Origin of the sequence: Dactylosporangium cerinum (genome assembly GCF_042653625.1) — a bacterium.
Taxonomy (GTDB): Bacteria; Actinomycetota; Actinomycetes; order Mycobacteriales; family Micromonosporaceae; genus Dactylosporangium; species Dactylosporangium cerinum.
This window is the reverse complement of the sequence record NZ_JBHSIU010000001.1, coordinates 44,489-66,113: the sequence shown is the minus strand read 5'-3', so window position 1 is coordinate 66,113 and position 21,625 is coordinate 44,489. Positions and strand designations below refer to the sequence as shown.

The 21,625-nt window shown below is 69.4% G+C and carries 19 protein-coding genes; 10 read left to right on the top strand and 9 right to left on the bottom strand.

What is annotated here, in order from left to right; genetic code table 11:
- Nucleotides 1-189: 189 nt before the first annotated feature.
- Nucleotides 190-1,752 (top strand): hypothetical protein, encoded by a 1,563-nt coding sequence (locus tag ACFPIJ_RS00290; RefSeq protein ID WP_380112460.1) that lies wholly within the window; start codon nucleotides 190-192, stop codon nucleotides 1,750-1,752.
- Here the strand turns inward: ACFPIJ_RS00290 and ACFPIJ_RS00285 are convergent.
- From ACFPIJ_RS00285 to ACFPIJ_RS00275, 3 genes are all read right to left on the bottom strand, one after another.
- Nucleotides 1,745-2,854, bottom strand: coding sequence for a M20/M25/M40 family metallo-hydrolase (locus ACFPIJ_RS00285; protein WP_380112459.1), 1,110 nt, complete (start codon nucleotides 2,852-2,854; stop codon nucleotides 1,745-1,747). The genes ACFPIJ_RS00290 and ACFPIJ_RS00285 overlap by 8 nt on opposite strands.
- A 716-nt stretch (nucleotides 2,855-3,570) precedes the next feature.
- The gene (locus ACFPIJ_RS00280) at nucleotides 3,571-3,798 is read right to left on the bottom strand and encodes a hypothetical protein (protein WP_380112458.1); all 228 of its coding nucleotides are present in this window, start codon (nucleotides 3,796-3,798) and stop codon (nucleotides 3,571-3,573) included.
- 190 nt (nucleotides 3,799-3,988) lie between these two features.
- A complete protein-coding gene (locus ACFPIJ_RS00275) occupies nucleotides 3,989-4,129 on the bottom strand; it encodes a hypothetical protein (RefSeq protein ID WP_380112457.1) in 141 nt (46 codons plus the stop codon).
- A gap of 467 nt (nucleotides 4,130-4,596) precedes the next feature.
- On the opposite strand from ACFPIJ_RS00275, the gene ACFPIJ_RS00270 reads away from it, so the two are divergent.
- Nucleotides 4,597-5,067, top strand: coding sequence for a hypothetical protein (locus ACFPIJ_RS00270; RefSeq protein WP_380112455.1), 471 nt, complete (start codon nucleotides 4,597-4,599; stop codon nucleotides 5,065-5,067).
- 176 nt (nucleotides 5,068-5,243) lie between these two features.
- Entirely contained in the window at nucleotides 5,244-6,977 is a 1,734-nt protein-coding gene (locus tag ACFPIJ_RS00265) for an aminotransferase class V-fold PLP-dependent enzyme (protein ID WP_380112454.1), read from the top strand.
- Nucleotides 6,978-7,309: 332 nt separating this feature from the next.
- On the opposite strand, the gene ACFPIJ_RS00260 is transcribed toward ACFPIJ_RS00265, so the two are convergent.
- Nucleotides 7,310-9,088, bottom strand: a complete 1,779-nt coding sequence (locus ACFPIJ_RS00260; RefSeq protein ID WP_380112453.1) for a DUF2339 domain-containing protein — start codon at nucleotides 9,086-9,088, stop codon at nucleotides 7,310-7,312.
- A 411-nt stretch (nucleotides 9,089-9,499) separates the two neighbouring features.
- Between ACFPIJ_RS00260 and ACFPIJ_RS00255 the strand changes: the two genes are divergently transcribed.
- From ACFPIJ_RS00255 to ACFPIJ_RS00240, 4 genes are all read left to right on the top strand, one after another.
- Entirely contained in the window at nucleotides 9,500-10,552 is a 1,053-nt protein-coding gene (locus ACFPIJ_RS00255) for a protein kinase family protein (RefSeq protein WP_380112452.1), read from the top strand.
- 262 nt (nucleotides 10,553-10,814) lie between these two features.
- Nucleotides 10,815-10,982 (top strand): hypothetical protein, encoded by a 168-nt coding sequence (locus ACFPIJ_RS00250; protein WP_380112451.1) that lies wholly within the window; start codon nucleotides 10,815-10,817, stop codon nucleotides 10,980-10,982.
- On the top strand, nucleotides 10,975-11,463 hold the full coding sequence (locus ACFPIJ_RS00245; protein WP_380112450.1) for a hypothetical protein: 489 nt from the start codon (nucleotides 10,975-10,977) through the stop codon (nucleotides 11,461-11,463). Before ACFPIJ_RS00250 ends, ACFPIJ_RS00245 begins: the two co-directional genes overlap by 8 nt.
- 19 nt (nucleotides 11,464-11,482) lie before the next feature.
- On the top strand, nucleotides 11,483-14,398 hold the full coding sequence (locus ACFPIJ_RS00240; protein WP_380112449.1) for a CHAT domain-containing protein: 2,916 nt from the start codon (nucleotides 11,483-11,485) through the stop codon (nucleotides 14,396-14,398).
- A gap of 38 nt (nucleotides 14,399-14,436) precedes the next feature.
- Here the strand turns inward: ACFPIJ_RS00240 and ACFPIJ_RS00235 are convergent, their stop codons facing one another.
- Together ACFPIJ_RS00235 and ACFPIJ_RS00230 are read right to left on the bottom strand one after the other, a co-directional pair.
- Nucleotides 14,437-15,237, bottom strand: a complete 801-nt coding sequence (locus ACFPIJ_RS00235) for an ABC transporter permease (RefSeq protein ID WP_380112448.1) — start codon at nucleotides 15,235-15,237, stop codon at nucleotides 14,437-14,439.
- Nucleotides 15,234-16,229, bottom strand: a complete 996-nt coding sequence (locus ACFPIJ_RS00230) for an ATP-binding cassette domain-containing protein (RefSeq protein WP_380112447.1) — start codon at nucleotides 16,227-16,229, stop codon at nucleotides 15,234-15,236. The genes ACFPIJ_RS00235 and ACFPIJ_RS00230 overlap by 4 nt, the downstream gene beginning before the upstream one ends.
- A gap of 111 nt (nucleotides 16,230-16,340) precedes the next feature.
- Between ACFPIJ_RS00230 and ACFPIJ_RS00225 the strand changes: the two genes are divergently transcribed.
- Nucleotides 16,341-16,991, top strand: a complete 651-nt coding sequence (locus ACFPIJ_RS00225) for a TetR/AcrR family transcriptional regulator (protein WP_380112446.1) — start codon at nucleotides 16,341-16,343, stop codon at nucleotides 16,989-16,991.
- A 231-nt stretch (nucleotides 16,992-17,222) separates the two neighbouring features.
- Here ACFPIJ_RS00225 and ACFPIJ_RS00220 read toward each other — a convergent pair whose 3' ends face one another.
- A complete protein-coding gene (locus ACFPIJ_RS00220; protein WP_380112445.1) occupies nucleotides 17,223-17,621 on the bottom strand; it encodes a VOC family protein in 399 nt (132 codons plus the stop codon).
- Here ACFPIJ_RS00220 and ACFPIJ_RS00215 point away from each other — a divergent pair.
- Nucleotides 17,593-18,765 carry a helix-turn-helix transcriptional regulator gene (locus ACFPIJ_RS00215; RefSeq protein WP_380112444.1) on the top strand — a complete coding sequence of 391 codons (1,173 nt, stop codon included), beginning with the start codon at nucleotides 17,593-17,595 and terminating at the stop codon, nucleotides 18,763-18,765. The two genes, ACFPIJ_RS00220 and ACFPIJ_RS00215, sit on opposite strands and share 29 nt — an antisense overlap.
- Here the strand turns inward: ACFPIJ_RS00215 and ACFPIJ_RS00210 are convergent.
- Together ACFPIJ_RS00210 and ACFPIJ_RS00205 are read right to left on the bottom strand one after the other, a co-directional pair.
- The gene (locus tag ACFPIJ_RS00210; protein WP_380112443.1) at nucleotides 18,735-18,935 is read right to left on the bottom strand and encodes a DeoR family transcriptional regulator; all 201 of its coding nucleotides are present in this window, start codon (nucleotides 18,933-18,935) and stop codon (nucleotides 18,735-18,737) included. The two genes, ACFPIJ_RS00215 and ACFPIJ_RS00210, sit on opposite strands and share 31 nt — an antisense overlap.
- Nucleotides 18,932-20,056 (bottom strand): ABC transporter permease subunit, encoded by a 1,125-nt coding sequence (locus ACFPIJ_RS00205; protein WP_380112442.1) that lies wholly within the window; start codon nucleotides 20,054-20,056, stop codon nucleotides 18,932-18,934. Before ACFPIJ_RS00205 ends, ACFPIJ_RS00210 begins: the two co-directional genes overlap by 4 nt.
- A gap of 189 nt (nucleotides 20,057-20,245) precedes the next feature.
- Between ACFPIJ_RS00205 and ACFPIJ_RS00200 the strand changes: the two genes are divergently transcribed.
- Nucleotides 20,246-21,274: a LacI family DNA-binding transcriptional regulator gene (locus ACFPIJ_RS00200; RefSeq protein WP_380112503.1), complete on the top strand. Its 1,029-nt coding sequence runs from the start codon at nucleotides 20,246-20,248 to the stop codon at nucleotides 21,272-21,274.
- The last annotated feature ends 351 nt before the right edge of the window (nucleotides 21,275-21,625 follow it).

Genomic DNA, 21,625 nt, shown 5'->3' with positions numbered 1-21,625 from the left:
GCGCCGTGAATCGTCGAGTGCTAAGGACACCTTGACCTGGGGATATCGGTTGATGGGAGTAGTCGGTGGATGGTCGCGGCCGGTCGCGACCCTGTGAACATTGCGCTACCAGCGCGAATATCGGACGATTGCCGACGACTGCGACCACCTCGGCCCGCCACCGGGCAGGCCTGGACCCGGGGACCAACATTGGCGGTACAGCGGGAGTGGGACGAATTACGCGATCACCTCGCGTACCTCAAGAACAGCCGACCAGTACGGCCATGGGGCCTCGACGAGATCCGGAACGGGTTTTTGAAGATCCCGCCGCTGGATCGCCAAGCGAAGATGCCGCCCGGCTTCGCCCAGCAGCACATCCACCCGTATCCGAGTAAATCGGGCTGGGGCGACGCGTGGCGCGCCTTCGACCGGCCGTCCGGGCTGGGACGAAAGCTTCCCGACCTACATCAATTCGTTTTGCCGTGGGCGATCGTAACCGGTACGAAACGTGATGTCATGCGGGCGTTGGCGCTGTACGCGGCAGCCGAATCGGTCGGCACCACGACGTCAGCAACGTCGGATGCAGAGCAGCCACCCGCCGATGCCTCGGTCCGAACGGCGGCTGGTGCCACCTCCGCGGTTGGCCATTCGGAACAGCTGGACGGTGCGGAACCGGAGCTTACGGTTGCGGGTGACCGGCACGACGAGGCATTTGCGGCGCCCGGGCAAGTTGCGCTCACCGGCAGGCCCCACATCAAGGACGTGGGTACGTTCCAGAGGGAACTCGTCATTGCCACCGCCGGTGCTCAGTCGCACATCTACCGCTCCGGCACCGGCAGCCTGAGGCCACCCACCGAATACTTCCGCGAACTCGAGGCGGCGGAACGCACCGCACTCGCCCGCGGTGTGGAATTTATCCGGATCCAGACGAGTCCAGTCGTCGATCCGACGTGGGCAGCGATGCTGGCTCAGATCAAGCGCGACTACGGTGACCGATACCGGGTGCTGTCGACTCCCATGCCGTGGCCGCTTGATGCCTGCATCGTCGACCCGGACGGTGACGCCATCGTTGTCCTGCTGTTCGAGTCCGACGCGTGGGACGGAACTCGATTCGTCACTGCCGAGGTCGTCCGGGGCGATCAGGAGTTCGCGCGCAGCCTCTCCAAACACTTCATCGCCCTGGATGAACCGAAGAACGAGTTGGATGCAGACGGGATTGAGAAGCTAGGGCAAAGTGAGTTGGTCGTCGCCTACGGCGACCATATGAACAAGAACTACAACCGCGCAACGACGCCGGGTGCACAGCCCGCCGGCATGGTCACCCTCCACGGCTGGACGCGCACGTTCTACGCACCGCCGGACTGCCAAAGTCCGCGGAAGTGCGCGCTGGGCATGATGAGATCAACGAAGTCGCGAGGTGAGCCGGTTCTGGCCCTCAGGATTCCGCACGAGCAGCTCAAGTTGCTCGACGTTGCAGAAGCTGGTCGCGGGTACCGCAGTGACACCCTGAGCATCACACTGAACGGGGAACCGAAGGCAGCTCGCATATATGTGCCTACGCACATCCCCGACGATGTGGACGCCGAACTGCGTAACTGCCTGGTCGAAGGCCGACCTGGCTGGGTACCGCCGGATCGTCAGATCCTCAACGACACCATCCGAGGCGTCCAGCAGATGTTGTCTGACGGTTGGCGCCCGCTTCGTCAGGATCAGCGCGCAGCGCTCAACACGCTGTTGGACCGCCTCCTCGAGCTGAGGGACGAACTCAGCTGAACGCCTTCCGGAGCACCCCAATGCAGCTGGCCGAAAGGTTGATGCGGTCGAGGATGTTCGATGCAGAAACCCATTCCCGTGGTGAGTGGTCCTCGCCGCCGACCGGGCCCATCCCATCAACCACAGCCACCCCCATCAGTGACAGATGGTTCGCATCCGATATGCCCATTCCGGTAGCGACGCCGGGCCACTGCATGCCGCTGAGCGTCACTGCCTCACGGATGGACTCCAGCGCAGGCCGGGACTGTGTCAGTTCCAACGGCGGTACCTGCTGAATTACCGACACGTGAACCATGACGCCGGGCACTGCGGATTCCATCGAGGTCATGGCTTCCAACACGCGAAGTTGTTCGCTCATGGTTGCACTGCGGATGTCGACGGTCAGCGACGCGAGGCCCGGTGCGGTGTTGATAGCTGTCCCGGCTGCCGCCTCCGTTGCCGTGACCGTGGTCCCCAGGTCGGGTGCGGCCAGGTCGAGTATTCGACCGACGTAATCAGCCAGCGCATGCAGGGCGTTCGCGCCCTCGTAGGCCCGAGACGCGTGCGCGTCCCGACCGCTCAACACGACCTTCAACCAGAGTCCGCCGCGGCGGGACTCGTAGATGGCACCCCCGGGCGCCGCACCTTCGTAAACGAGGGCCGCCCTCATGCCATCGTCAACCGCCTCCTGCAGCAACGCTTTCGACGAGGGGGAGCCGACCTCTTCGTCGGGACCGCAATGCAGCAGGACTCCGTCGAGGCCGCCGGGATCCTTGTCGCGGACGGCGCCGGCGGCGTGCAGCATGGTGAGCAGACCGGCCTTCATGTCGAAGGTGCCTGGACCGCTGACCCGGTCACCGTCGATCCGGAACGGAAAGTGCTCAAGCGATCCAGCAGGGTGGACAGTGTCGTAGTGGCCGATCAGACCCACGCGCGCCGGACCAGACCCGAATCGCCATTGCAGCACCGGCCCGTGCGGTGTCGAGACAGATAACGGCACGGAGCCGAGGATGTCGGTGCCGACAGCTGAGAGCACGCGGGCACATCCGACAATGGCGGGCAGGTCATTGGTTTTCGACTCCGCTTCGACGAGTCGCCGGAGCTCGTCGAGAATGCGCGTCAACTGGGGACCCACATATCCGTCCTTCCATCGGTGCGGCCAATATACCGTCTGGCGATGCGCTGATCGCCAGTGTGATCACGTGCCGTGTCGGCCGCTGGCTACGGAGCGTGGAGCAGCCGCAGCGGGTCCTGTTCCGCGTCGCAGACAGCAGCTCTACCACTCGGCCCGAGGGATCCGGCGCCCAGCCGCCGACGATGCGGCCGACTCTGGTGTTCTTCAGTTCGGGGCACATCTTCGAGGTCACCGAGCGGGACCGTACCGACGCCCACTCACCCTGGATGCCAGGACGGGCGGAGAGAAGGGCGCGGTCATGGCGGACACAGGTGTGATCTTCAAACGGTGCGGATGCCGCAACGACGCCAACCGCCGACTTGAACGGGCGTGTCCGCGGCTCTGAGTGTGGGTATCGTCAGGCACCCAGATCACGGCACACTGCCGGTAAAACACCGACCGCTCCCACTGGACCGTCGCGGCATCGTAGGCGGACCGAGCAGGTCGTGCGTCCGCCGCCGGACCAGCGCGAGCAGGCCAGCGGGAACCCCCGCAACGGTGGCGGGCCCCGCGAACGGCAGTCCCGACCCGGCGGCCGCTGCGGAGCCGACGGAGACGATCAGGCAGAAGGCAGCTACGCCGAGCAGCAGCACAGCGACCACCGCCATCCACGATCCCTATGCCCGCGCACTGCTCGACCCGTCCAGGTCGCTGCGGTGCGTGGATCAGCTCGGGTCGGGCAGGCGCAGGTGCTTCCGTGAGGTTTCGGCATGCGTCCGCAGGGTGCGGATCGCCGCATCCGGATCTGTCCGCAGTTGCCCGGCCGCGGTCGACACTCGGTCCGCCGCCTTCCGCGCCCATTCCGCGTCCTTGTGCGCCGCCAGTGCCGCCACTGCGGCGGCGGTGTCGAGCGCGCCCGCCGCGTCGCCGTTGATCAGCCGAATGCAGAACACCGCCTCCTGGTAGTGGAGGTCCTCCGGCGTCTCGCGCGCCAGTTCCTCGATGGCGGCCTGGAAGCCCGTCGTCGTGCCGAGTTCGTCGAAGTACGGGATCGATTGCTCCTCCGGACACCTCAGATGTCTTCAGCAGCCCAGCCGGAAGACGGGAATGTTCTTGAAGCCGGCCGGGAGGTTGACAGTGAGTTTAGTGACCCATTTTCCAGCAATGCCCTTGAACCCGTTTCAGATCAAAAATCAGCTCCGGTTTCTTCACGCCGCCGACGCCGTACACAGCGTCCGGCCACGTCGAATTGAGCGGTTTGGCGCTGCCGACAACGGTGCCCACGACCTGCTCGTCGAGATAGCCGGTTTCGCCGGCGAATTTCGGGTCGTTCAGGCCTTTCGCCAGCTCGTCGAAACCGTTTGTGTACGCGTTTGCCCCAGTCCGTCATTTCCTCGGTCGCTCCCCGGGGGACATCTCGGCACGCTCTGGCCGCCAGGTTCTCCAGCGACTCCTTCGCCGCCTTCTGCTGCTCGTTGAGCTCGGGGCGTTGCCCGCCGCGCCGGCCGACGAGGTATGCCCCCCACCTCGAGCGCGATGTCCGTGAAGTAGTCGGCCTTGTCGGCCGCTTCGACGGCATCGACGTAGTTGCAGTCCGTCGACGGCTGCGCTGCGTACTCCCAGCAGTCCATGAGGAACTTGTCGACAACGAAGTCGGCGCCCGAGACCGGGGCGTCCCGCATCCGCATGATCGGCTGGGGCGACGCAATCCCGCAGTTCGACTCGCCCTGCCGCCGTCGATCAGCGCCGACGTGGTGTTCGTCCCGAACAAGAACACCCCGATCCCCGACCACAACGGCCCGATCCTGGTCTGGGACGCGACCACCGGTCTGTGCATCGCCTACTGCGCCGCGATCCACGAGTGGCGGCAGCAGATGTACGAGAACGACGGCGACTACACCTGGTGGCACGTCTTCCGCTGCGCCGACGACTGCATGCCGGAAGACTACGAGAAGGATCTGATCGCCAAGGTCGTCGAACACCAACAGGTGTGCAACCCCGACGGTACGCCGGTCGACGAACTCGTGCGTGCTGCCGGAGGTGCGGGGCGACCACCTCGTCAGTATCGGGTCAGCCGTCGCACGGTGCGTTCGGCGCTGCAATCTGCGTGGCCCGAGCCGCGCAAGCCGCTCCCGCCGCGGCCGTCGAAGCTGGACGAGTTCAAACCGATCATGACGCTGACTCCTCACCCCGCTCAACCAAGAGGCCCGACTCACCCATGAGGGCCCGCCGAGCGGGCGCAGGAGACACTTCCGCGGCTCCGCCGCGCCGACCCCTCCCGCAGCGATCTCATTCCCGTCGCCGTTGAGGACGCGTGTCGGATCGACGACTCCACCGTGCCGTTTCGCCTGTCTGGACGTGCCATGGGGCACACGTCGCATTCTGTCGGGAGCGCACCATGGATGAGCGCATCAGCGAGCCGCAGCCGACCACCGATGAGACTCCGCTGCTGCGCCGGATCCGGGACGCCGTCATCGGCGACGGCGCCGCGATACCAGGACCGTTCGGGCCACGACCGCTCGTCTACGCCGACCACACCGCCTCCGGCAGGGCCCTGTCGTTCATCGAGGACTTCCTCCGCGACCAGGTCGTTCCGTGGTACGCCAACACCCACACCGAAGCCTCGGCGACCGGGCGGCGGACCACCCAACTCCGGGAGGAGGCGCGCCGACTGGTGCTGGAGGGGGTCGGCGGCGACGACACGCACGCGGTGATCTTCTGCGGCTCCGGGGCGACCAGCGCGATCGACAAGCTGTTGCGCATCCTGACCCGGTCGCCCGGCTGGTCCACGCAGTCACAGGCGCGGCCGGTCGTGTTCGTCGGCCCGTACGAGCACCACTCCAACGAACTGCTCTGGCGGGAGAGCACCGCCGACATCGTGCGGATCGGGGCCGATGCGTCCGGCCGTGTCGATCCCGCACAGTTGGAGACGGCATTGTGCCGGTCCGCGGACCGGCCGCTGCGGATCGGCTCGTTCTCGGCCGGCTCCAACGTCAGCGGCGTGCTCACCGACACCGATGCGATCTGCGACCTGCTGCACCGGCACGATGCGATCGCCTGCTGGGACTACGCGGCGGCCGGTCCACACGTCGGCCTCGCCATGAACGGCACCGGCAGGTACCCCCTGGGACACCGCGACGCCATGTTCCTCTCGCCCCACAAGTTCGTCGGTGGTCCCGGCACCCCGGGCGTCCTGGTCGTGCGGCGCGACCTGGTCCGCAACCCCGTGCCCACCGTGCCGGGCGGCGGCACGATCGCCTACGTGGACCCCGGCGACCGGTACTACCTCGACGACCCGGTGCACCGCGAGGAGGGCGGCACGCCCGCGATCGTCGAGTCCATCCGGGCCGGCCTGGTGTTCCAGCTGCACCGCGCGGTCGGCGTCGAGGCGATCGTCCGTCGCGAGACCGACTTCGTCCGCCGGGCGCTGACGTCGTGGGGCCGGAACCGGGCCATCGAGCTGCTCGGCGACCCAGACGGCGAACGGCTGCCGATCGTCTCGCTCGTGGTGCACGGGCCGAGCGGACGCCGGCTGCACCACAACCTGGTGGTCGCGCTGCTCAGCGACCTGTTCGGCATCCAGAGCCGGGGCGGGTGCTCTTGCGCCGGCCCGTACGGCCACGACCTGCTGCGCATCGGCCCGGAACTGGCCCGTCGGATGGCCGCGCAGGTGATGGACGGCTGGTCCGGGATCAAGCCGGGCTGGACCCGGCTCAGCTTCAGCTACTACCTGTCGGAGGCGACGTTCGAGTACATCGTCGCCGCGGTCCACCTGGTTGCCACCTACGGTGCCCGGCTGCAGCCGAGCTACCGGTTCGACCCGCAGAGCGGCCTGTGGTCTCACCGGGACCGGCCCGCCCAGGCGCCCGGCCTGACCGGCGTCTCGTATGACGAGACGGGCGCGCTCTGCCACCCTGGTACGGGGCTCGGCGCCGCACCGGCAGTCCCGCTCGACCGGTACCTCGACGACGCGCGGGCAATCTTCGCTGCAACGGAGCCGGCCCACGGTAGCGGCGCACCGCCGGCAGTGTCCGAGGCGTCCACCGCGCCGGCAGTGCCGGCCGAATTCGAGCGGCTGCGCTGGTTCGACCTGCCTCCCGAATGCGTCGACCAGCCGCGCGTGCCACGCTGACCCGGACTTCGTGAGCTGCGCGGAGCCCGTCGAGGCCGGCGCCTGGTCCTCATCGAATCTGACGACGTCGCCAGCCGAGCCGGCGGCCGCCGTGCACTCGCGTTCACCGCCGGCGTCATGGCGATCGGCGCCCGGCTCTTCGCGGCAGCAGGGGCCACTGCACCAGCTTCCAGGCCAGGATCATGACGAACTCGGCCGCCGCGAGACCGTCGCCCGGCAGCGGCGGCGCGGCCCTCCATAGGCCCGCGAGCAGCAGTGCCATCCAGGGCAGGCCGAGGACACCGCCGATGGCGGCGGCTCGGATGCCGTGCCTCCAGCCGCCGCCGGTGAGTTCAGCGAGCCTGCCGGGCGTGACGCGCCAGCGGGTCTGTATCCGCGGATCGATGGCGTCGATCGCGCCGTCGATCGCGTTGCGGTCCTTGCGGTACTCGCGGATCGGCTGGTCGCCGGTGCGGAACGCGTCGGTGAGGGCCCTGCGGCGCGCGAGGAGCGCATGATGTTCCCGGTTCACCGACCGGATCACCGTCTGCAGCTGGTGCGCCTGTCGGGCGACGGCGGCTCGGTCGATGTCGTGGCGGAGCGGCAGGGGCGATGGCGCCGATGCCGATCACCAGCGTGACCGGCAGGTAGAACCACCGGTCGTCCCAGTAGAACGCCAACTGCCCGAAGCCGATGGCCGCCGCCACCACGGCCGGCCGCACCAACGTGCTGTCGACGGCTCCGCACACGATCGTCACCAGCGCGAGGTCGAGGAAGCCGGCGATCCACAGCATGGCCATGAAGACGCTGTTCACGTTCCACGGCCCGATGTCGGCCTCGGGCCCGGTCGCGCGCAGCGGGTCGAGCGCGCACCAGCCGAGGAAGGCCGTCGCGCAGACTGCGGCCGTCAGCCAGGGCCACGCGCCCGAGTGGGGGACGCCGCCCAGGTTGATCAGCACCCGGGTCGCTGCCCAGATGAACACACCGAAACACACCACCAGCACGACCGCCAGCACGCCGAAGAACCACATCCTTGCCGTGTTCTCCGCGCCCCAGTACGTAACGGCGAGGATCCGGCCGGTCATCGCGGTCCCCGCCGTCATGGCGGCACCGAGCACCGCGGCGAGTCGGTTGCGGATTCCCCACCATCGCAGCGCCACGTCGAACATCAAGCCGAGCGCGACGACCAGCACCGCGGTGAAGAGCGCAACGTTGGCCACGTATGTGCCGTCGGCGCCCGGCCGGGCCACGATCGCCGTGGCCGCGACGGCGGCGGCAGCGGCCAGAGCCGCAAACCACACCGACGATTCCAGCACCGGCGGCGACGCGGTCGCCGGCTGGGCGGCCTGCACCGGCCGGGCGGCCTGCACCAGGCCGACGGCGAACAGCCAGCCCACCGCGACCGTCACCACGCACCCGGCCCCGGCGTACCAGTCCAGGTCCCACGCGGGTGTGCGGACGGTCGGCGCGTGCCCCGGCCAGCTCTGGTCGGGCAGCCGGAACGTGTCCCAGGTGAGGACCCTGTCGAGGGCCCAGACCGCGAGGTCAAGGGCGGTGAGGCCGAGCGGTACGGCGAACGCGGCGCCGGCGATCCGCCGCAGGGTCGGGTACGCCGCCCCCAGCCGGTACCCGCAGCGCCGCACCGCGACGAACACCAGCAGGAACGGGCCGCTGCCGAGCAGATACCACAGCGCGCCGTCAAGCTTCGGCACGAACGAGTTGCCGAGCCGCATCAGCCCCCGCCGCAGCGACGGCTCTACGACCCCACGCAGGGTCAGCGCCAGGGCGCAGGCATCCGTGCCGATAGGGCACCGCCGGACTATGACCCGGTCGGGGAAGCGTTCGACCTGCCCACCACCGACGACCTGCACGTACTGTGCCGGCGTGACGGCCACGTGGTCCGAGCCGGCGCACAGCGGTTCGGTCCGTGGATCGGGCCGGGGATCGGTCCGCGGATCGCGGACCCTGATCACGAGATCGGTCACCTCCACCGGGCGCGGCACGGTGGACAGGCTGATCCGCCCGTCGTGATCGTCCAGGCGTATGGCTTGCACCTCGGTGAAGGCCAGTTCGTTCCTGACCGGATCACCGATCAGGCTCGGGTACTCGCTGACCTCCACCGGTCCGAGCACGTCGCGGACCAGGAACCCGGCCTCGTCGACGGCCTCGCCTGATTCGAAGTGCGCAAACAGCGGATGATCCGTCGGCAGCCAGAGGTCGTACCGCGCGACCAGTACTCCGCCCTGGACGGAGAGCTCCAGCTTGCGCCGGATCTGCAGGCTCCGGCACGAGGCTTCCGGCGCAAGGTTCAGGCCCTCGTAGTAGGAGGCGAGGTCACGGTCGATGACGATCGCCGGCGTTCTCCGGTGAGCCGGAAGCGGTCGCCGATCGGTGTGGTGCTGCGGGGGAGACCGCCGGGGCGTGTAACGGCGGCACCGCCGACGGCGCTCTTTCAGTAAGGAGTCTTTTCAGTCATCTGGAGGTCCACCATGTGGCGGTCGGTCCGTTCACGTCGACGCGCGGGCACAATGCTCGCCGCACTGATGCTGGCGCTGTTCCCGTTGGCCGGCCAGGCGGCGCCCGCCGCGGCGGCCGTCACACCCGTGTCCGTCTTCGGCGCGTGGCATTGCAGCAACGACGCCTGCCTGTGGGCGGCCGTGCGCAGCGCGGCCGAGTTCGACAGCCAGAACCACTGGCTCATTGACCGCGGCGACGGCCGCCCGTCCGTGAACCTGGTGGTGCTGAGCTTCGTCAACCCGCTGCGGCTGCTCAACCAGACCACCGACGCCGGCAACGTCAACGGTGTGCCGCGGGGAATGACCCAGGAGATCGTCAACTACTTCACTGCCAGAGGCATCCGGGTGATGTTCTCCATCGGTGGGATCACCTACACCGGTGACTGGGACACCGCACTGGCCCAGAACGGCACGCTGCTGGGACAGCGCGCCGCTGCGGTGGCGACGCAGTTCGGCGTCGGCATCGAGATCGACTACGAGCAGAACAGCAATCCGAACCTGACGCAGCTGCAGAACTTCGTCTCGGCGTACCGGGTGGTCCATCCGTACAACGCTGCGGGCACCGACCCGGCCGCGCGGCTCACCATCGACGTCGCCGCCGGCGACCGCTGGCTCATCGACGTCAACCGCAAGGCGAGCGCCGACTGGTTGCGCACCGACACGCCTGTGCTCGACTTCGCCAACGCGATGGTGCCGGCGCGGCAGCCGTCGGCGTCGACCGCGCAGAGCAACTGGCAGGAGCACATCGACGGCAAGTCCCAGTACAGTCCGCCGGTACCGCCGCTCGCGCCGGCGAAGTTCACCGGCGGCCTGTACATCGCCGAGGGCAGCAAGGTCCGCCCGGAGTGCACCAGCTACGGCACGTCGGTGACCAAGGCTCTCGCGCCGTACGTGCAGACGGCCGCGCCGAACGGCGCAGGAGTCAGCTCCGGCATGCTGGGCTTCATGTTCTGGGCGGCCGAGCGGCCCTCGACACGTGGCATCGGTACCGCGCCGCCCAACACGTGCGAGGGTGGCATCGGCGCAGGTGCGACGGCGCTCGGGGTGCCCATCCCGCTGCCGCCGCTGCGCCAGAGCTGAGCGGCGGCGGCGTCCGGGCTTGAGTCTGTCGACTGGCGGCGAGGCCCGCGAGCGGGAGCCACCCGGGAAGTCGGATGACGGGCGCCGGGCTCGAGCTGGGACTCCACCCAACTTGGTCGCGTCCTGGTCGGCATGGACGTCACGTTTCGCGACCCGGGCGGCCGGGCCGCCCGGCGGGGTCACGGGTGATCGCCGGAACGGTTGATGCTCATCCGTGTCGATCCGGCTACGGTTTTTGTATGCGTGCGTGCGGAGCGTCTTCATGAGCGAGCCGGACGAACAGGAGCCGCCGCCAGCTCCGGCGCCGTCCGGGCCGGTCCCAGGGGAGTCGGCGGTCTGGCCGCCGGATCGGGGCTGGCTGGAGATGGACGACGTCACGAAGGGCGGTGACCCGGTCCCCGCCCAGGGTGAGGCCGGCGGCGATGACTGACGGCGCGAGCCCATACGCGGCGTTCATCGAGAAGGAGTTGCAGCGGGAGTACGACCGGCGCGATTCGGTCAACGCGCGCGCCTCCGGCCTGATCGTCGGGGCGAGCGGGCTGACCGGGGTGACGTTACTGGTGGCGGCGATCCTCAACGGCAACGACGTTGTGCTGCGCGGATACGGCGCCGTCGCGCTCTCAGTGGCGCTCGTGGCGTTCATCGTCTCCGGCATGCTGGCTGTGCTGGCCGGCTTGAACTGGCGGTTCAAGGTCGCGGCGATCCGTACGCTCGACGCGATGCTGAGCGATCACTGGACCGACGATGCGACCACGGCGGGCAACCAGTGCTCGTACCTGAATGTGCGCACCACCGCGTCGCTGCGCAACGGGACCAACATCAAGTTCAGGCTCCTGCTGGCCGCGGCCTGCCTGCAGCTCGTGGCGCTCGCCGGGCTTGCGCTGACCGCGGTGCAGCTGATGCTCGACTGACGGCGATACGGGAGCGTGCGTGACGCAGCCGGAATGCGATGAGGATGCGGTCGTTGCCGCGCTCACCGCGCTGATCGATCAGCGGTTGGACTTCCAGGGCCTGCATCGGGTGCTGCAGGACCGATGCCTGTACGCCGCGGAGGCTGAGCGCCTCGCCCACGCCAACATCGACCTTCTGCGGGAGCAGGGGCGCGTCGGCGCGGCGGAGTTTCTCGCCCACCGATGGAGCTATGTCGAGCGGTCCCGTGCGACGTCGGTCGCTGAGGTGTTCGCCGATCTCGCCCGGAGCGCGATCGGCGGCTACGGCATCCTGTTGCCACCGTCGCTGCATCCGGAGATGCTCGACGCCGACGCTGCCAGCGACGCCCTGTTCCGGCACAACGCGCCCGACGACGGCCTGACCGACGCGGTGATCGAGCGCTATGACGCGGTACTGCGCCACCCCGACTTCGCGACGGCGAACGGACCGGCCCGGGCCGTCGTGCTCAACAACTTCGTTGTCGCGTTGGCCAATGGACGGCCGGTCACCCGGCTGGGCGAGCTGCGCCGCGCGCACCGGCTCATCGTCGACGCGGTGGCATCGGCGGGACCTGAGCCGGGCGGCCGCGACCGCTGCCAAAGCACGCTCGGCGACGTGGCGTACAGCCTCAACGAGTACGAGGCGGACCCACGCCTGCTGACCCAGGCGGTGTCGGCGTTGGAGGAGGCGGCCGAGGCGGCCGAGACGGGCACGCCGCTGCGCCGCGCCCGCGCGGGACGGCTCGCCGGCGCGCTGCGGGGCGCCTACGAGGCCCTCGGTGACGTCGCGTATCTGCAGCGAGCGATCGCGATCCAGACGGCCCTGATCGAGGAGCACGCCGACCCGTACGGCGAGGCGAACCTCGCGTACTCGCTCCGCGACCGGTTCCACCACTTCGGCGTCATCGACGACCTGCACCGGGCACTGGCCATCACGTCGCGGCTCGCAGAAAATGAGAGCCTGGCCGAGGACACCGCCGCGTTCGTGGCCTCGACCTACGGCAACTGCCTGGAGTCGCTGCGGGCCATCGACCACGACCCGGCCGTCACCGACCGCATGGTCGCCGCGTATGAGCGGGCCGCCGAGGTGCCGCCGGAGACCGTGCCGCTGCCGGTATACCTGCGGTACCAGAACAACTTCGCCGGCGGCCTGTCGATGCGCGCCGTCGAACGCGGCGACGGGACCGCCGGGGCCGACCTGGACCGCGCCATCACCCTGCACGAGCGGATCCGCGAGCTGACGCCGGTGGAGATGACGGAGTGGCCCCGGTTCGTCAACGCGCTCGCGGCCGAGCTGGTGCTGCGGTACGAGTCGCGGCACGATCGGGCTGACCTTGACCGGGCTGGCGAGCTGCTGGCGGCCGTCCTGGCCGCGGCGCCGCCACCACTGATCGAACAGGTCGCCCTGAACAATTCGGCGCGGACCGCGCAGCACCGCTACGAACTGACCGGCGACGACGCGGACCTCCGGGACGGGACCGGGTTCTACCGGCGCGCAAGCGTGAGCCGCAACGCCGACGACGTCACCCGGCTCCGCACCCAGCACGTGTGGTCGGTCTGGGCATTCGGGCGGTCGTCGTGGGCAGAGGCCGCCGAGGCGATGGACCTGATGCTGGACACGGTCGCGGGCCTGCTCGGGCGCCAGTCGAGCCGGCGGCACCGCGAGCAGATCCTGCAGGCGAGCCAAGGCCTGTCGTCGTACGCCGGATACGCGTGGGCGCGGGAGGGCGATCCGCGGCGCGCGATCACCGCTATGGAGCGCGGGCAGAATCTGCTGGCGCGGCAGACGTTGCACCGGCCGCAGCAAGCCGAGGATACGGGCGAACCGGAAGGACCCACATCCGACGGGGACGCCTGGTTCGTCTACCTCGCCGCGACCGACGCCGGCGGTGTGGCGATCGTGACGCGGCCCCAACGCCAGGACGAGCCCACGGTGGTGTGGCTGCCGACCGTCACCGACCGCCGCCTGAACGCACTGATCTCGTCCTACCTCGAGCACTCCCGGGCGGACCGGCAGCAGTTCGCACATCGCCTTGACGGGGCGCTCGGCAGCATCGGCGCTGACCTGTGGCGGCCGCTGCGCCCGGCCCTGGACGGCTGCCGGCACGTCGTGCTCGTGCCGTGCGGGCTGCTGTCAGCAGTCCCGCTGCACGCCGCATGGTGGCCAGATCCGGCGGGTCGACGCGTCTACGCCCTCGACGAACGGCTTGTCACGTACGCCCCGAACCGCGAGGCCTACCGGCGCGCCCGTACCGCGGCGAACGGCGACGGCGACCTGCTGTTCGTCGGCGATCCGCAGCACCGCGGCAGCGCCCCGTTGCAGCTGTCCGACCGGGAGGCACAGGCCGCGACGCGTTGGTTCCCCGGCGCCACGGTCCTCGACGGGGCACGCGCCAGCGCCGCGGCCGTGCGAGCGGCGCTGCCCGGGCACTCGGTAGTGCACTTCTCGTGCCACGCGTACGCAGATCTCGCCACACCGGGCACCAGCGCGCTCATGCTCGCCGGATCCGACACGCTCACCGTCGACGAGCTGCTCGCCGCAAAGATGGACGGGACCCGGCTGGCAATCCTGTCAGCGTGTGAGACCGGACTGCCCGGGTTCACACTGCCCGACGAGGCGATCTCGATCGGATCGGCGCTGCAGTACGCGGGCTGCGCGGGCGTCGTCGCGTCACTGTGGAGCGTCTACGAGGGCAGCACCATGCTGCTCATGCGCCGCTTCTACGACCTGCGCCACGGCGGTGGGCTCGAGCCGGCCGAGGCGCTGCGGCAGTCACAGCTCTGGCTTCGGGACACCGCCGACCGCGACATCGTCTCCGCCTACCCGGACCTGGCATCGGGCTTCACGAACCCAGGCCCCACGCGTAGCCGCAGCGGTGTGCTGCACTGGGCAGCATTCACCTTTACCGGCGCGTGAGCCGCCAACCCGTCACCCCCTGCGCTGCTGAGATGACCTCAGTGCGACGTGGCCTTCTGGTACAGGGTGAGGGAGATCGCGAAGAAGACCACCGTGATCCCGGCGGACCAGCCCAGTGACGGCCAGACGTATCCGGCCGCGTCGTGGCCCTCGAAGAGCGCCCGGACGGCCGAGGTGGTCACGCCCAGCGGCTGGTTTCTGGCGAACCCCTGGAGCCAGCCGGGCAACGTCTCGGCGGGCACGATGGCGTTGCTCGCGAACAGCAGGAGGAAGACCGGGCCGGTGGCCGCGTTCTGCGCGCTCTCCGGGTCTTTGGACGACAGCCCGATCGCCGCCATCATCCAGCTGAAGGCGTACCCGAACGCGAGGACCAGCAGGAGGCCGAGCAGCACCGGGCCGACGCCGGCGTGGAAGCGGAACCCGACCGCGACGCCGAGACCGACCAGGACCGCCAGGGTGATGATGCTCTTGACGAGATCGGTGAGCGACCGGCCCGCGAGGAAGGCCGAGCGGGCCATGGGCATGCTGCGGAAACGGTCGATCATTCCGCTCTTGAGGTCGTCGGCGATCCCGATGGCCGAGGTCATGGCGCCGATGAGGCCGGCGAGCACGAAGATGGCGGGCACGACGAAGTTGACGTAGGTGGTGCCCGAGACCTTGATGGCGCCGCCGAACATGTACCGGAACAGGATGAGCATCATGACCGGCTGTACCAGATAGAGGATCATCTGTGGGGTGCGCACGGACCGCAACAGGTTGCGTTTGGCGACGCCGGTGAAGTCCCGCAGGGCGAGCAGCGGCGTCACCGTTGGTGGCTGGGGGACGGGGAGATCGGTCATCGCGTCGCCTCCGGTTCCGATGCGGCGTGGCTCAGTGGTCCCGGGCGGGTCGGTGTCTCGCCGCCGGTGAGGGCGAGGAAGACCTCGTCGAGCGTCGGCCGGCGGGTGCCGAGGTCGTCGACGGCGATCCTGGCCTCCTGCAGGCGGCGCCCGGTTTCGAGCAGCAGGTCGACGCCCGCCGCGGCCGGGATGCTGATCAGGCCCTGCTCCGGGTCGGTGCGCGGTGCTGCCGTGCCGCCCTCGGCGAGCAGGGCCGCGGCGCGTCCGACGTCGCGCCGGTCGGCCACGCGGATCTCGAGGGTGGAGCCGCCCGTCTGCTGCTTCAGCTGGTCGGCCGTTCCGTCGGCGATGAGTTTTCCCTTGTTGATGACGACGATCCGGTTGGCGAGGTGCTCCGCCTCCTCCATGTACTGCGTGGTGAGCAGGACCGTCGTGCCCGCCTCCACCCGCTCCCGGATGAACTTCCAGAGCTCGTTGCGGCTGCGCGGGTCGAGACCGGTGGTCGGCTCGTCGAGGAACATGACGGGCGGGTCCGCGATCAGGCTGGCGCCGACGTCGAGGCGCCGCCGCATGCCGCCCGAGTAGGTCTTGACCTGGCGGTCGGCCGCGTCGGTGAGCGAGAGCCGCTCCAGCATCTCCTGCGCGCGGCGCCGGTACTCCTGCTTCGGCAGGTGGTACCAGAGCCCGAACAGCTCCAGGTTCTCCCGGCCGGTGAGGATCTCGTCCACCGCCGCGTACTGGCCCGCGAGGCCGATGAGCGAACGGACCCGCTGGCTGTCGGTGGCCACGTCGAACCCTCCGACGCTGGCGTGACCGCTGTCGGGCTTGATCAGTGTGGTGAGCACCCGGATCGTCGTGGTCTTGCCCGCGCCGTTGGGTCCGAGCAGGCCGAGGACCGTGCCCTGCTCGACGTCGAGCGACACGCCGTCGAGCGCCGTGTTCGTGCCGAATCGTTTGACGAGATCACGCGCCGCGATGATGGGACCTGTCATGTCGCCGTGCTCCCCTCGATCGGTGGAGTGGCTATACGCACGTATAGTATCCTAGTACCTAGAGGCAGCTTCTTGCATGACAAGAGCAGGCCAACGAAAGCGGTAAATTCGATGAGGATCACCAACGCCCGTGGCGTGCCCAACGAGGATCTGACCGCTCGGGCCCGGATCAGGGACGCGGCGCTGCAGTACTTCACGGAGTACGGGTTCGCCCGAGCCACGATCCGGGAGATCGCCCGCGCCGCCGGCGTGTCGCAGGGGCTGGTGCGCCACCACTTCGGCTCCAAGGAGGAGCTGGGCCGGGCGTGTGACGCCTACGTGCTGCAGGCGATGCGCGAATACCTCGAGCTCGCGACGACCGAAGAAGGGCTGGGCGACCCCCGGACGCTCAAGGAGGCCCGGAGCCCGCTGCTGCCCTTCGGGCGTTACCTCGCCCGCGCGTTGATCGACGACCTCGACGGCGCCGGGCAGATCTTCGACCAGATGGTGGCGATGACCGAGCAGGTGCTGGGCGAGGCCGACAAGCGGCGCACCACCCCGCCGACCGCCGACCTGAGGACCCGCGCGGCGCTCATGGTCGCGATGGAGATGGGCATCCCCGCGTTCCAGGCCCACATCTCGCGGAGCATCGGCGCCGACATCTTCTCGCCCGAGGGCGACCGGCGCGTCGTGCTGGCGATGCTCGACATCACGACGCATCCGGTCATCAGCGCGGACGAGGCCGGCGCGCTGCGGCGCGGAATGGAGGAGCCGGACGCCTGACCGCCACGGAACCGTCGCGGACCGGCATGAGGGACGACGTCCCTCGCCGGGCTCTAGCTGAACCCGGCCCTGACGTGCCCTGCCAACTGATCACCGAGGGTGAACAGATCGGGTTGCTGCCATCGCGCCGCACAACGACCGAACGGCGCCGCGCAGACCCGCCCCGCGACAGCCACGTTCGTGGACAGACTCCCCTGCCCATAGGCCGACGCCGGGTCTGCGCCGGCCCGGTCAGCGGCTGAACTTTGCGATCGCCTCGGGGGTCACTGGGGTGAAGAAGTTGACCATGTTGCCGTCGGGGTCGCGGAACAGCAGGGCCCGGTTGCCCCACGGCATCGTCGTGGGGACGTTCACGAAGTCCTCCACCACGCTCTGCAGGTCCTCGTAGAGCGCGTCCACGTCGTCCACGAGGAACTCGATGATCGCGGTGCGGTTGTCGGCCGGGCGGGCCGAACCGGGCGCGAACAGCGGGACCGTGCGGGTGCTGCCGATCGCCAGCGTGCCGTGGGCGGTCCGCACCTCGGCGAAGTCCTCGTTGCCCCAGATCGCCTGCACACCCGTGACCTTCTCGTAGAAGCCGACGAGGCGGTTGATGTCGCCGGTGATCACGCGGATCGAGACGAAGTCCATGGTTCTCTCCTTGCTCAGTAGGTCCGTATTGCCCGTCGAAATCCAGGCTAGGACGAATACTGGACAGAAACGGTCCAGTATTGTCGGTAGTGTTCGGCGCATGGTGCGACCGACGGCTCAGGTGCTCACGCTGCTCGAACTCCTGCAGTCCGGCGGCACCCGGACGATGGCCGAGCTCGCCGACCGCCTCGGTGTCGAACCGCGCACCGTGCGGCGATATGTGGACCATCTGATCGACCTCGACGTGCCGGTCGAGTCGGTGCGCGGCCGCTACGGTGGGTACCGGCTCGCCGCCGGCTATCGTCTGCCGCCGCTCATGCTGAGCGACGACGAAGCGCTGGCCGTGCTGCTTGGCCTGGTTGCCGGCCGGCGCGCCGGGTTGGCGACGACAACGGGCACGGGCACGGCAAGCGAAACGGCCACCGCGAAGATCCGTCGCGTCCTGCCGTCGCGGATCGCGGATCGGCTGGACGCCGTACTCGAATCCCTCGCCTTCACCGCCGAGCCCGGCGACTTTCCCACGCCACAGACGGGTGTCCTGCTCACCGTGGCTGACGCGGTCCGCCACCACCGGCCGATCTCGATCCAATACACCTCGGGTCGCGGCCGGAGCAGCGCCCGCACGCTGCATCCGTTCGGGCTGGTCAACCACGCGGGCCGGTGGTACGTCACGGGTGCCGATCCGGAGGTCGGCGAGGATCGGACCTTCCGGCTCGACCGCATCGCCGACGCGAGGACGCTGCCAGGTTCGTTCGAGCCGCCCGCCGGACGCGAGCCCGCGGAGCGCCTTCTCACCTCGATGGCGCGGGCGCCGTACCGGCATGAGGTGACGCTGCGGATTCAGGGGACGCTCGAGCAGGTCCGCAAGCGGCTACCGGCCAGCGTCGCCGAGGTACGGGACGGTGCGGACGAGGGCTGGCAATGTGTGGAGATCCGGGCGGAGAATCTGGACTGGCTGCCCGCGGTGCTCGCCGCGCTCGACCTGCCGTTCGTCATCGAGCGCCCGGACGAGCTGCGCGACCGCGTCGTCGCGCTCGCCGACCGGCTGGCGACCTCGGCGCTGGCAACCGCTGACGACACACCCGATGGAGCGTCTGGGGCGGGCGCGCGGGCTCACGGGAGGTCGCGGACGATCCCGCCGTGAACCCGGCGGCCGAAGCGGGTGGCGACGCGGTCGCAGTCGCGGTTGGCGGTGGAGGCGGACACGTGAAAGCGTTGCGCCACTTCGCGGACGGTGACCGCCCCCGCGGTCAGCACCTGTTCGATGATCCAGCGGTGCCGCAGCTCCGGCAGCACCGTGATCGCGCCCGTCATCCCTTCACGCTCCCGGCGAGAAGCCCCCGGACGAAGAAGCGCTGCATCGACAGGAAGACGATCAGGGGCAGCAGCATGGACACGAAGGCGGCCGCCGACAGCAGGTACCAGGCGCTGCCGCGGCTGCCCGCCAGGTTGGCCAGGGCGACCGTCATCGGGTTGGTGCCGGGGGTGTTCGCGAAGGTCAGGGCGACCAGCAGATCGTTCCACACCCACAGGAACTGGAAGATGCTGAACGCGGCGACGGCCGGGACGAGCAGCGGGGCGAGGACCCGCAGGAAGATCTGGACGTGGCCGGCGCCGTCGACGCGGGCCGCCTCGATGAGTTCCTTCGGCAGGCCGCGCATGAAGTTGTGCAGCAGGAAGATGGCCAGGGGCAGCGAGTAGACGGTGTGTGAGATCCACACGGGCCAGTAGGTGCCGGCGAGGCCGGAGTCGATCGCGGCGTCGACGCCGGTGAGCGTGACCGGCCGGGTCGCGTCGACCGGGGTGGCGCCGAGTTCCTCGGCGAACGCCAGCCGCCACGGCGACACGTCGCTGACGTAGACGGGGACGTCGGTGCCGTAGCGGATGCGGGCCATGACGAGGATGCCGAGGCCGATCGGTCCGGCGCCGGCGACGTAGAGCGACTCGACGTCCTCGCGCATGCGGTGGATCCGGCCGAGTGCGTGGCCGCTGGTGCCCATCACGTCGAGCAGGAGGGTCGCCTCGGCGGCGGTCACGCTGTCCGGGACGGCGAAGAAGTTGCTCTCGTGGACGATCTCGTAGGGGCCGTAGCCGCCGTCGGCGGTGAAGCCCATGTCGTTGCGCTTGGCGAGGCACTGGTTGGTGTACCCGAGCCGGCAGCTGTGGCAGGTGCCGCAGTAGTCCATCAGGAACACGGCGCCGCGGGTGCCCTCGGCGACCGTGGTGCCCTCGCCTGCGGCGACGACGGTGCCGGCCGCCTCGTGTCCGGGCACGACGGCCGAGCCCTCGAACCACTGCTCGCGGTCGGTGCCGCAGATCGCGTTCGCGCCCACGGCGAGCAGCAGTTCGCCCGGGCCGGGGTCACGGTATGTGTGCTCACGGAGCTCGATCTTTCCTTCGCCGACGAATGTCGGTGCTATCGCGGTGCGGGGCATGTGCGCCTCCCTTGGTCTTTGCGTTGTAGCACGTCAGCGGTGTTTTACCGGCGTTCCCACGATCACTTCGCCGGGGTTTACCACGTGGCAGAGAAAGTTTTACCACGTGGCAGAGAACCTGTACAGTGGCTGCACGAGCAGTCGCTCTCTGCAGCCTTTTCCAACAAATGGGGGGTGTCCGCGTTGGCCGTGACGCAGGAGGACGTGGCGCGCCGCGCCGGCGTGGCGCGCAAGACGGTGTCCAACGTCATCAGCGACTACCCGCACGTCAGCGACCGCATCCGCAAGAAGGTCCTCGCCGCCATCGAGGAGCTGGGCTACCAGCCCAACCGCGCCGCGCAGAACCTGCGCAGCGGCCGGTCCGGCATGATCGGGCTCGCCGTGCCGGAGCTCGACGTGTCCTACTTCGCCGAGCTCACCCGCCTCGTCGTGCAGGCCACCGAGCGCCGCGGCCTTACGGTGCTCATCATCCAGACGTTCGGCGACCTGACCCGCGAGCACGCCTCCCTCAACGGGTTCGGCCACCAGCGGCTCATCGACGGCCTCATCTGCAGCCCGATCGCCAGCAGCGGCGAGGACATCCTCAACCGCGGCGGCGGCTTCCCCGTCGTGCTCCTCGGCGAGCAGGTCTCCGTCGCGCCGGACCACGCCGGCATCGACCACGTCGGGATCGACAACGTCGCCGCGGCCCGCACCGCGACCGAGCACCTGCTGTCGCTGCCCCGCAGGCGGGTGGCGTTCGTCGGGGCGAGCCGCAGCACCGAATCGCACATGGCCGACCTGCGCCTCGCCGGCTACCGGCAGGCCCTGGCGGCGGCCGGCGTCCCGCAGCGCCCCGAACTGGTGTTCAGCGTCAACGGATACCACCGCCGCGACGGCGCGGAGGCAGGCCGGCGCATCCTCGCCCTGCCCCCCGAGGAGCGCCCCGACGGCGTCTTCTGCGCCAACGACCTCCTCGCGCAGGGGCTGATGCGCGCCCTGCACGACACCGGCTACCGCATCCCGCACGACGTGGCCGTCGTCGGCTTCGACGACATCGACGAGGCGACCTACAGCATCCCGTCGCTGACGTCGGTCTCCCCGGACAAGGCCCAGATCGCCGAGACCGCCGTGGCCCTGCTCCTGGACCGGGTCAACGGCAGCGACGAGGCCGACCACGACACCGTCACCGACTTCTCCCTGGTCGTGCGGGAGAGCACGGCAGGACCGCGCCGCTGAACGCGCGGCGCGGTCCCGGTTCCTGTGCTGCCGTCCCTCAGCTGATCGTGACGGCCCGGTAGTTCGTGGCGAAGGCGAGCGAGGTCTGCGGGGTCAGCTTGCTGACCAGGTCGCCGGTGGTGAGCCAGACGTTCACGGCCTGCCCATCCGCGTAGGTGGGCGGTGCGGCCTGAACGCCGGCGACAGCGCGGCGACGAGCGCGGCGGCGGCGCGTCGCTGAGGGGATCTTTTGGGTTGACGAGCGGGGTGTCGAGCCATGCACGTGCTCCTCGGCTGGCGGGGCTCATGGAACAGGACAGCATGATTTGCCACGTGGCAGGAGATTTACCACGTGGTAAGCCACGTGGCAAC

What these genes read in the sequence shown, in the direction of transcription:
- ACFPIJ_RS00205 (WP_380112442.1), bottom strand. Translation starts at nt 20,056, where the DNA reads ATGCCCCGCACCGCGATAGCACCGACATTCGTCGGCGAAGGAAAGATC.
- ACFPIJ_RS00220 (WP_380112445.1), bottom strand. Translation starts at nt 17,621, where the DNA reads ATGGACTTCGTCTCGATCCGCGTGATCACCGGCGACATCAACCGCCTC.
- ACFPIJ_RS00265 (WP_380112454.1), top strand. Translation starts at nt 5,244, where the DNA reads ATGGATGAGCGCATCAGCGAGCCGCAGCCGACCACCGATGAGACTCCG.
- ACFPIJ_RS00250 (WP_380112451.1), top strand. Translation starts at nt 10,815, where the DNA reads ATGAGCGAGCCGGACGAACAGGAGCCGCCGCCAGCTCCGGCGCCGTCC.
- ACFPIJ_RS00235 (WP_380112448.1), bottom strand. Translation starts at nt 15,237, where the DNA reads ATGACCGATCTCCCCGTCCCCCAGCCACCAACGGTGACGCCGCTGCTC.
- ACFPIJ_RS00255 (WP_380112452.1), top strand. Translation starts at nt 9,500, where the DNA reads ATGCTGGCGCTGTTCCCGTTGGCCGGCCAGGCGGCGCCCGCCGCGGCG.
- ACFPIJ_RS00225 (WP_380112446.1), top strand. Translation starts at nt 16,341, where the DNA reads ATGAGGATCACCAACGCCCGTGGCGTGCCCAACGAGGATCTGACCGCT.
- ACFPIJ_RS00210 (WP_380112443.1), bottom strand. Translation starts at nt 18,935, where the DNA reads ATGACGGGCGCGATCACGGTGCTGCCGGAGCTGCGGCACCGCTGGATC.
- ACFPIJ_RS00230 (WP_380112447.1), bottom strand. Translation starts at nt 16,229, where the DNA reads ATGACAGGTCCCATCATCGCGGCGCGTGATCTCGTCAAACGATTCGGC.
- ACFPIJ_RS00245 (WP_380112450.1), top strand. Translation starts at nt 10,975, where the DNA reads ATGACTGACGGCGCGAGCCCATACGCGGCGTTCATCGAGAAGGAGTTG.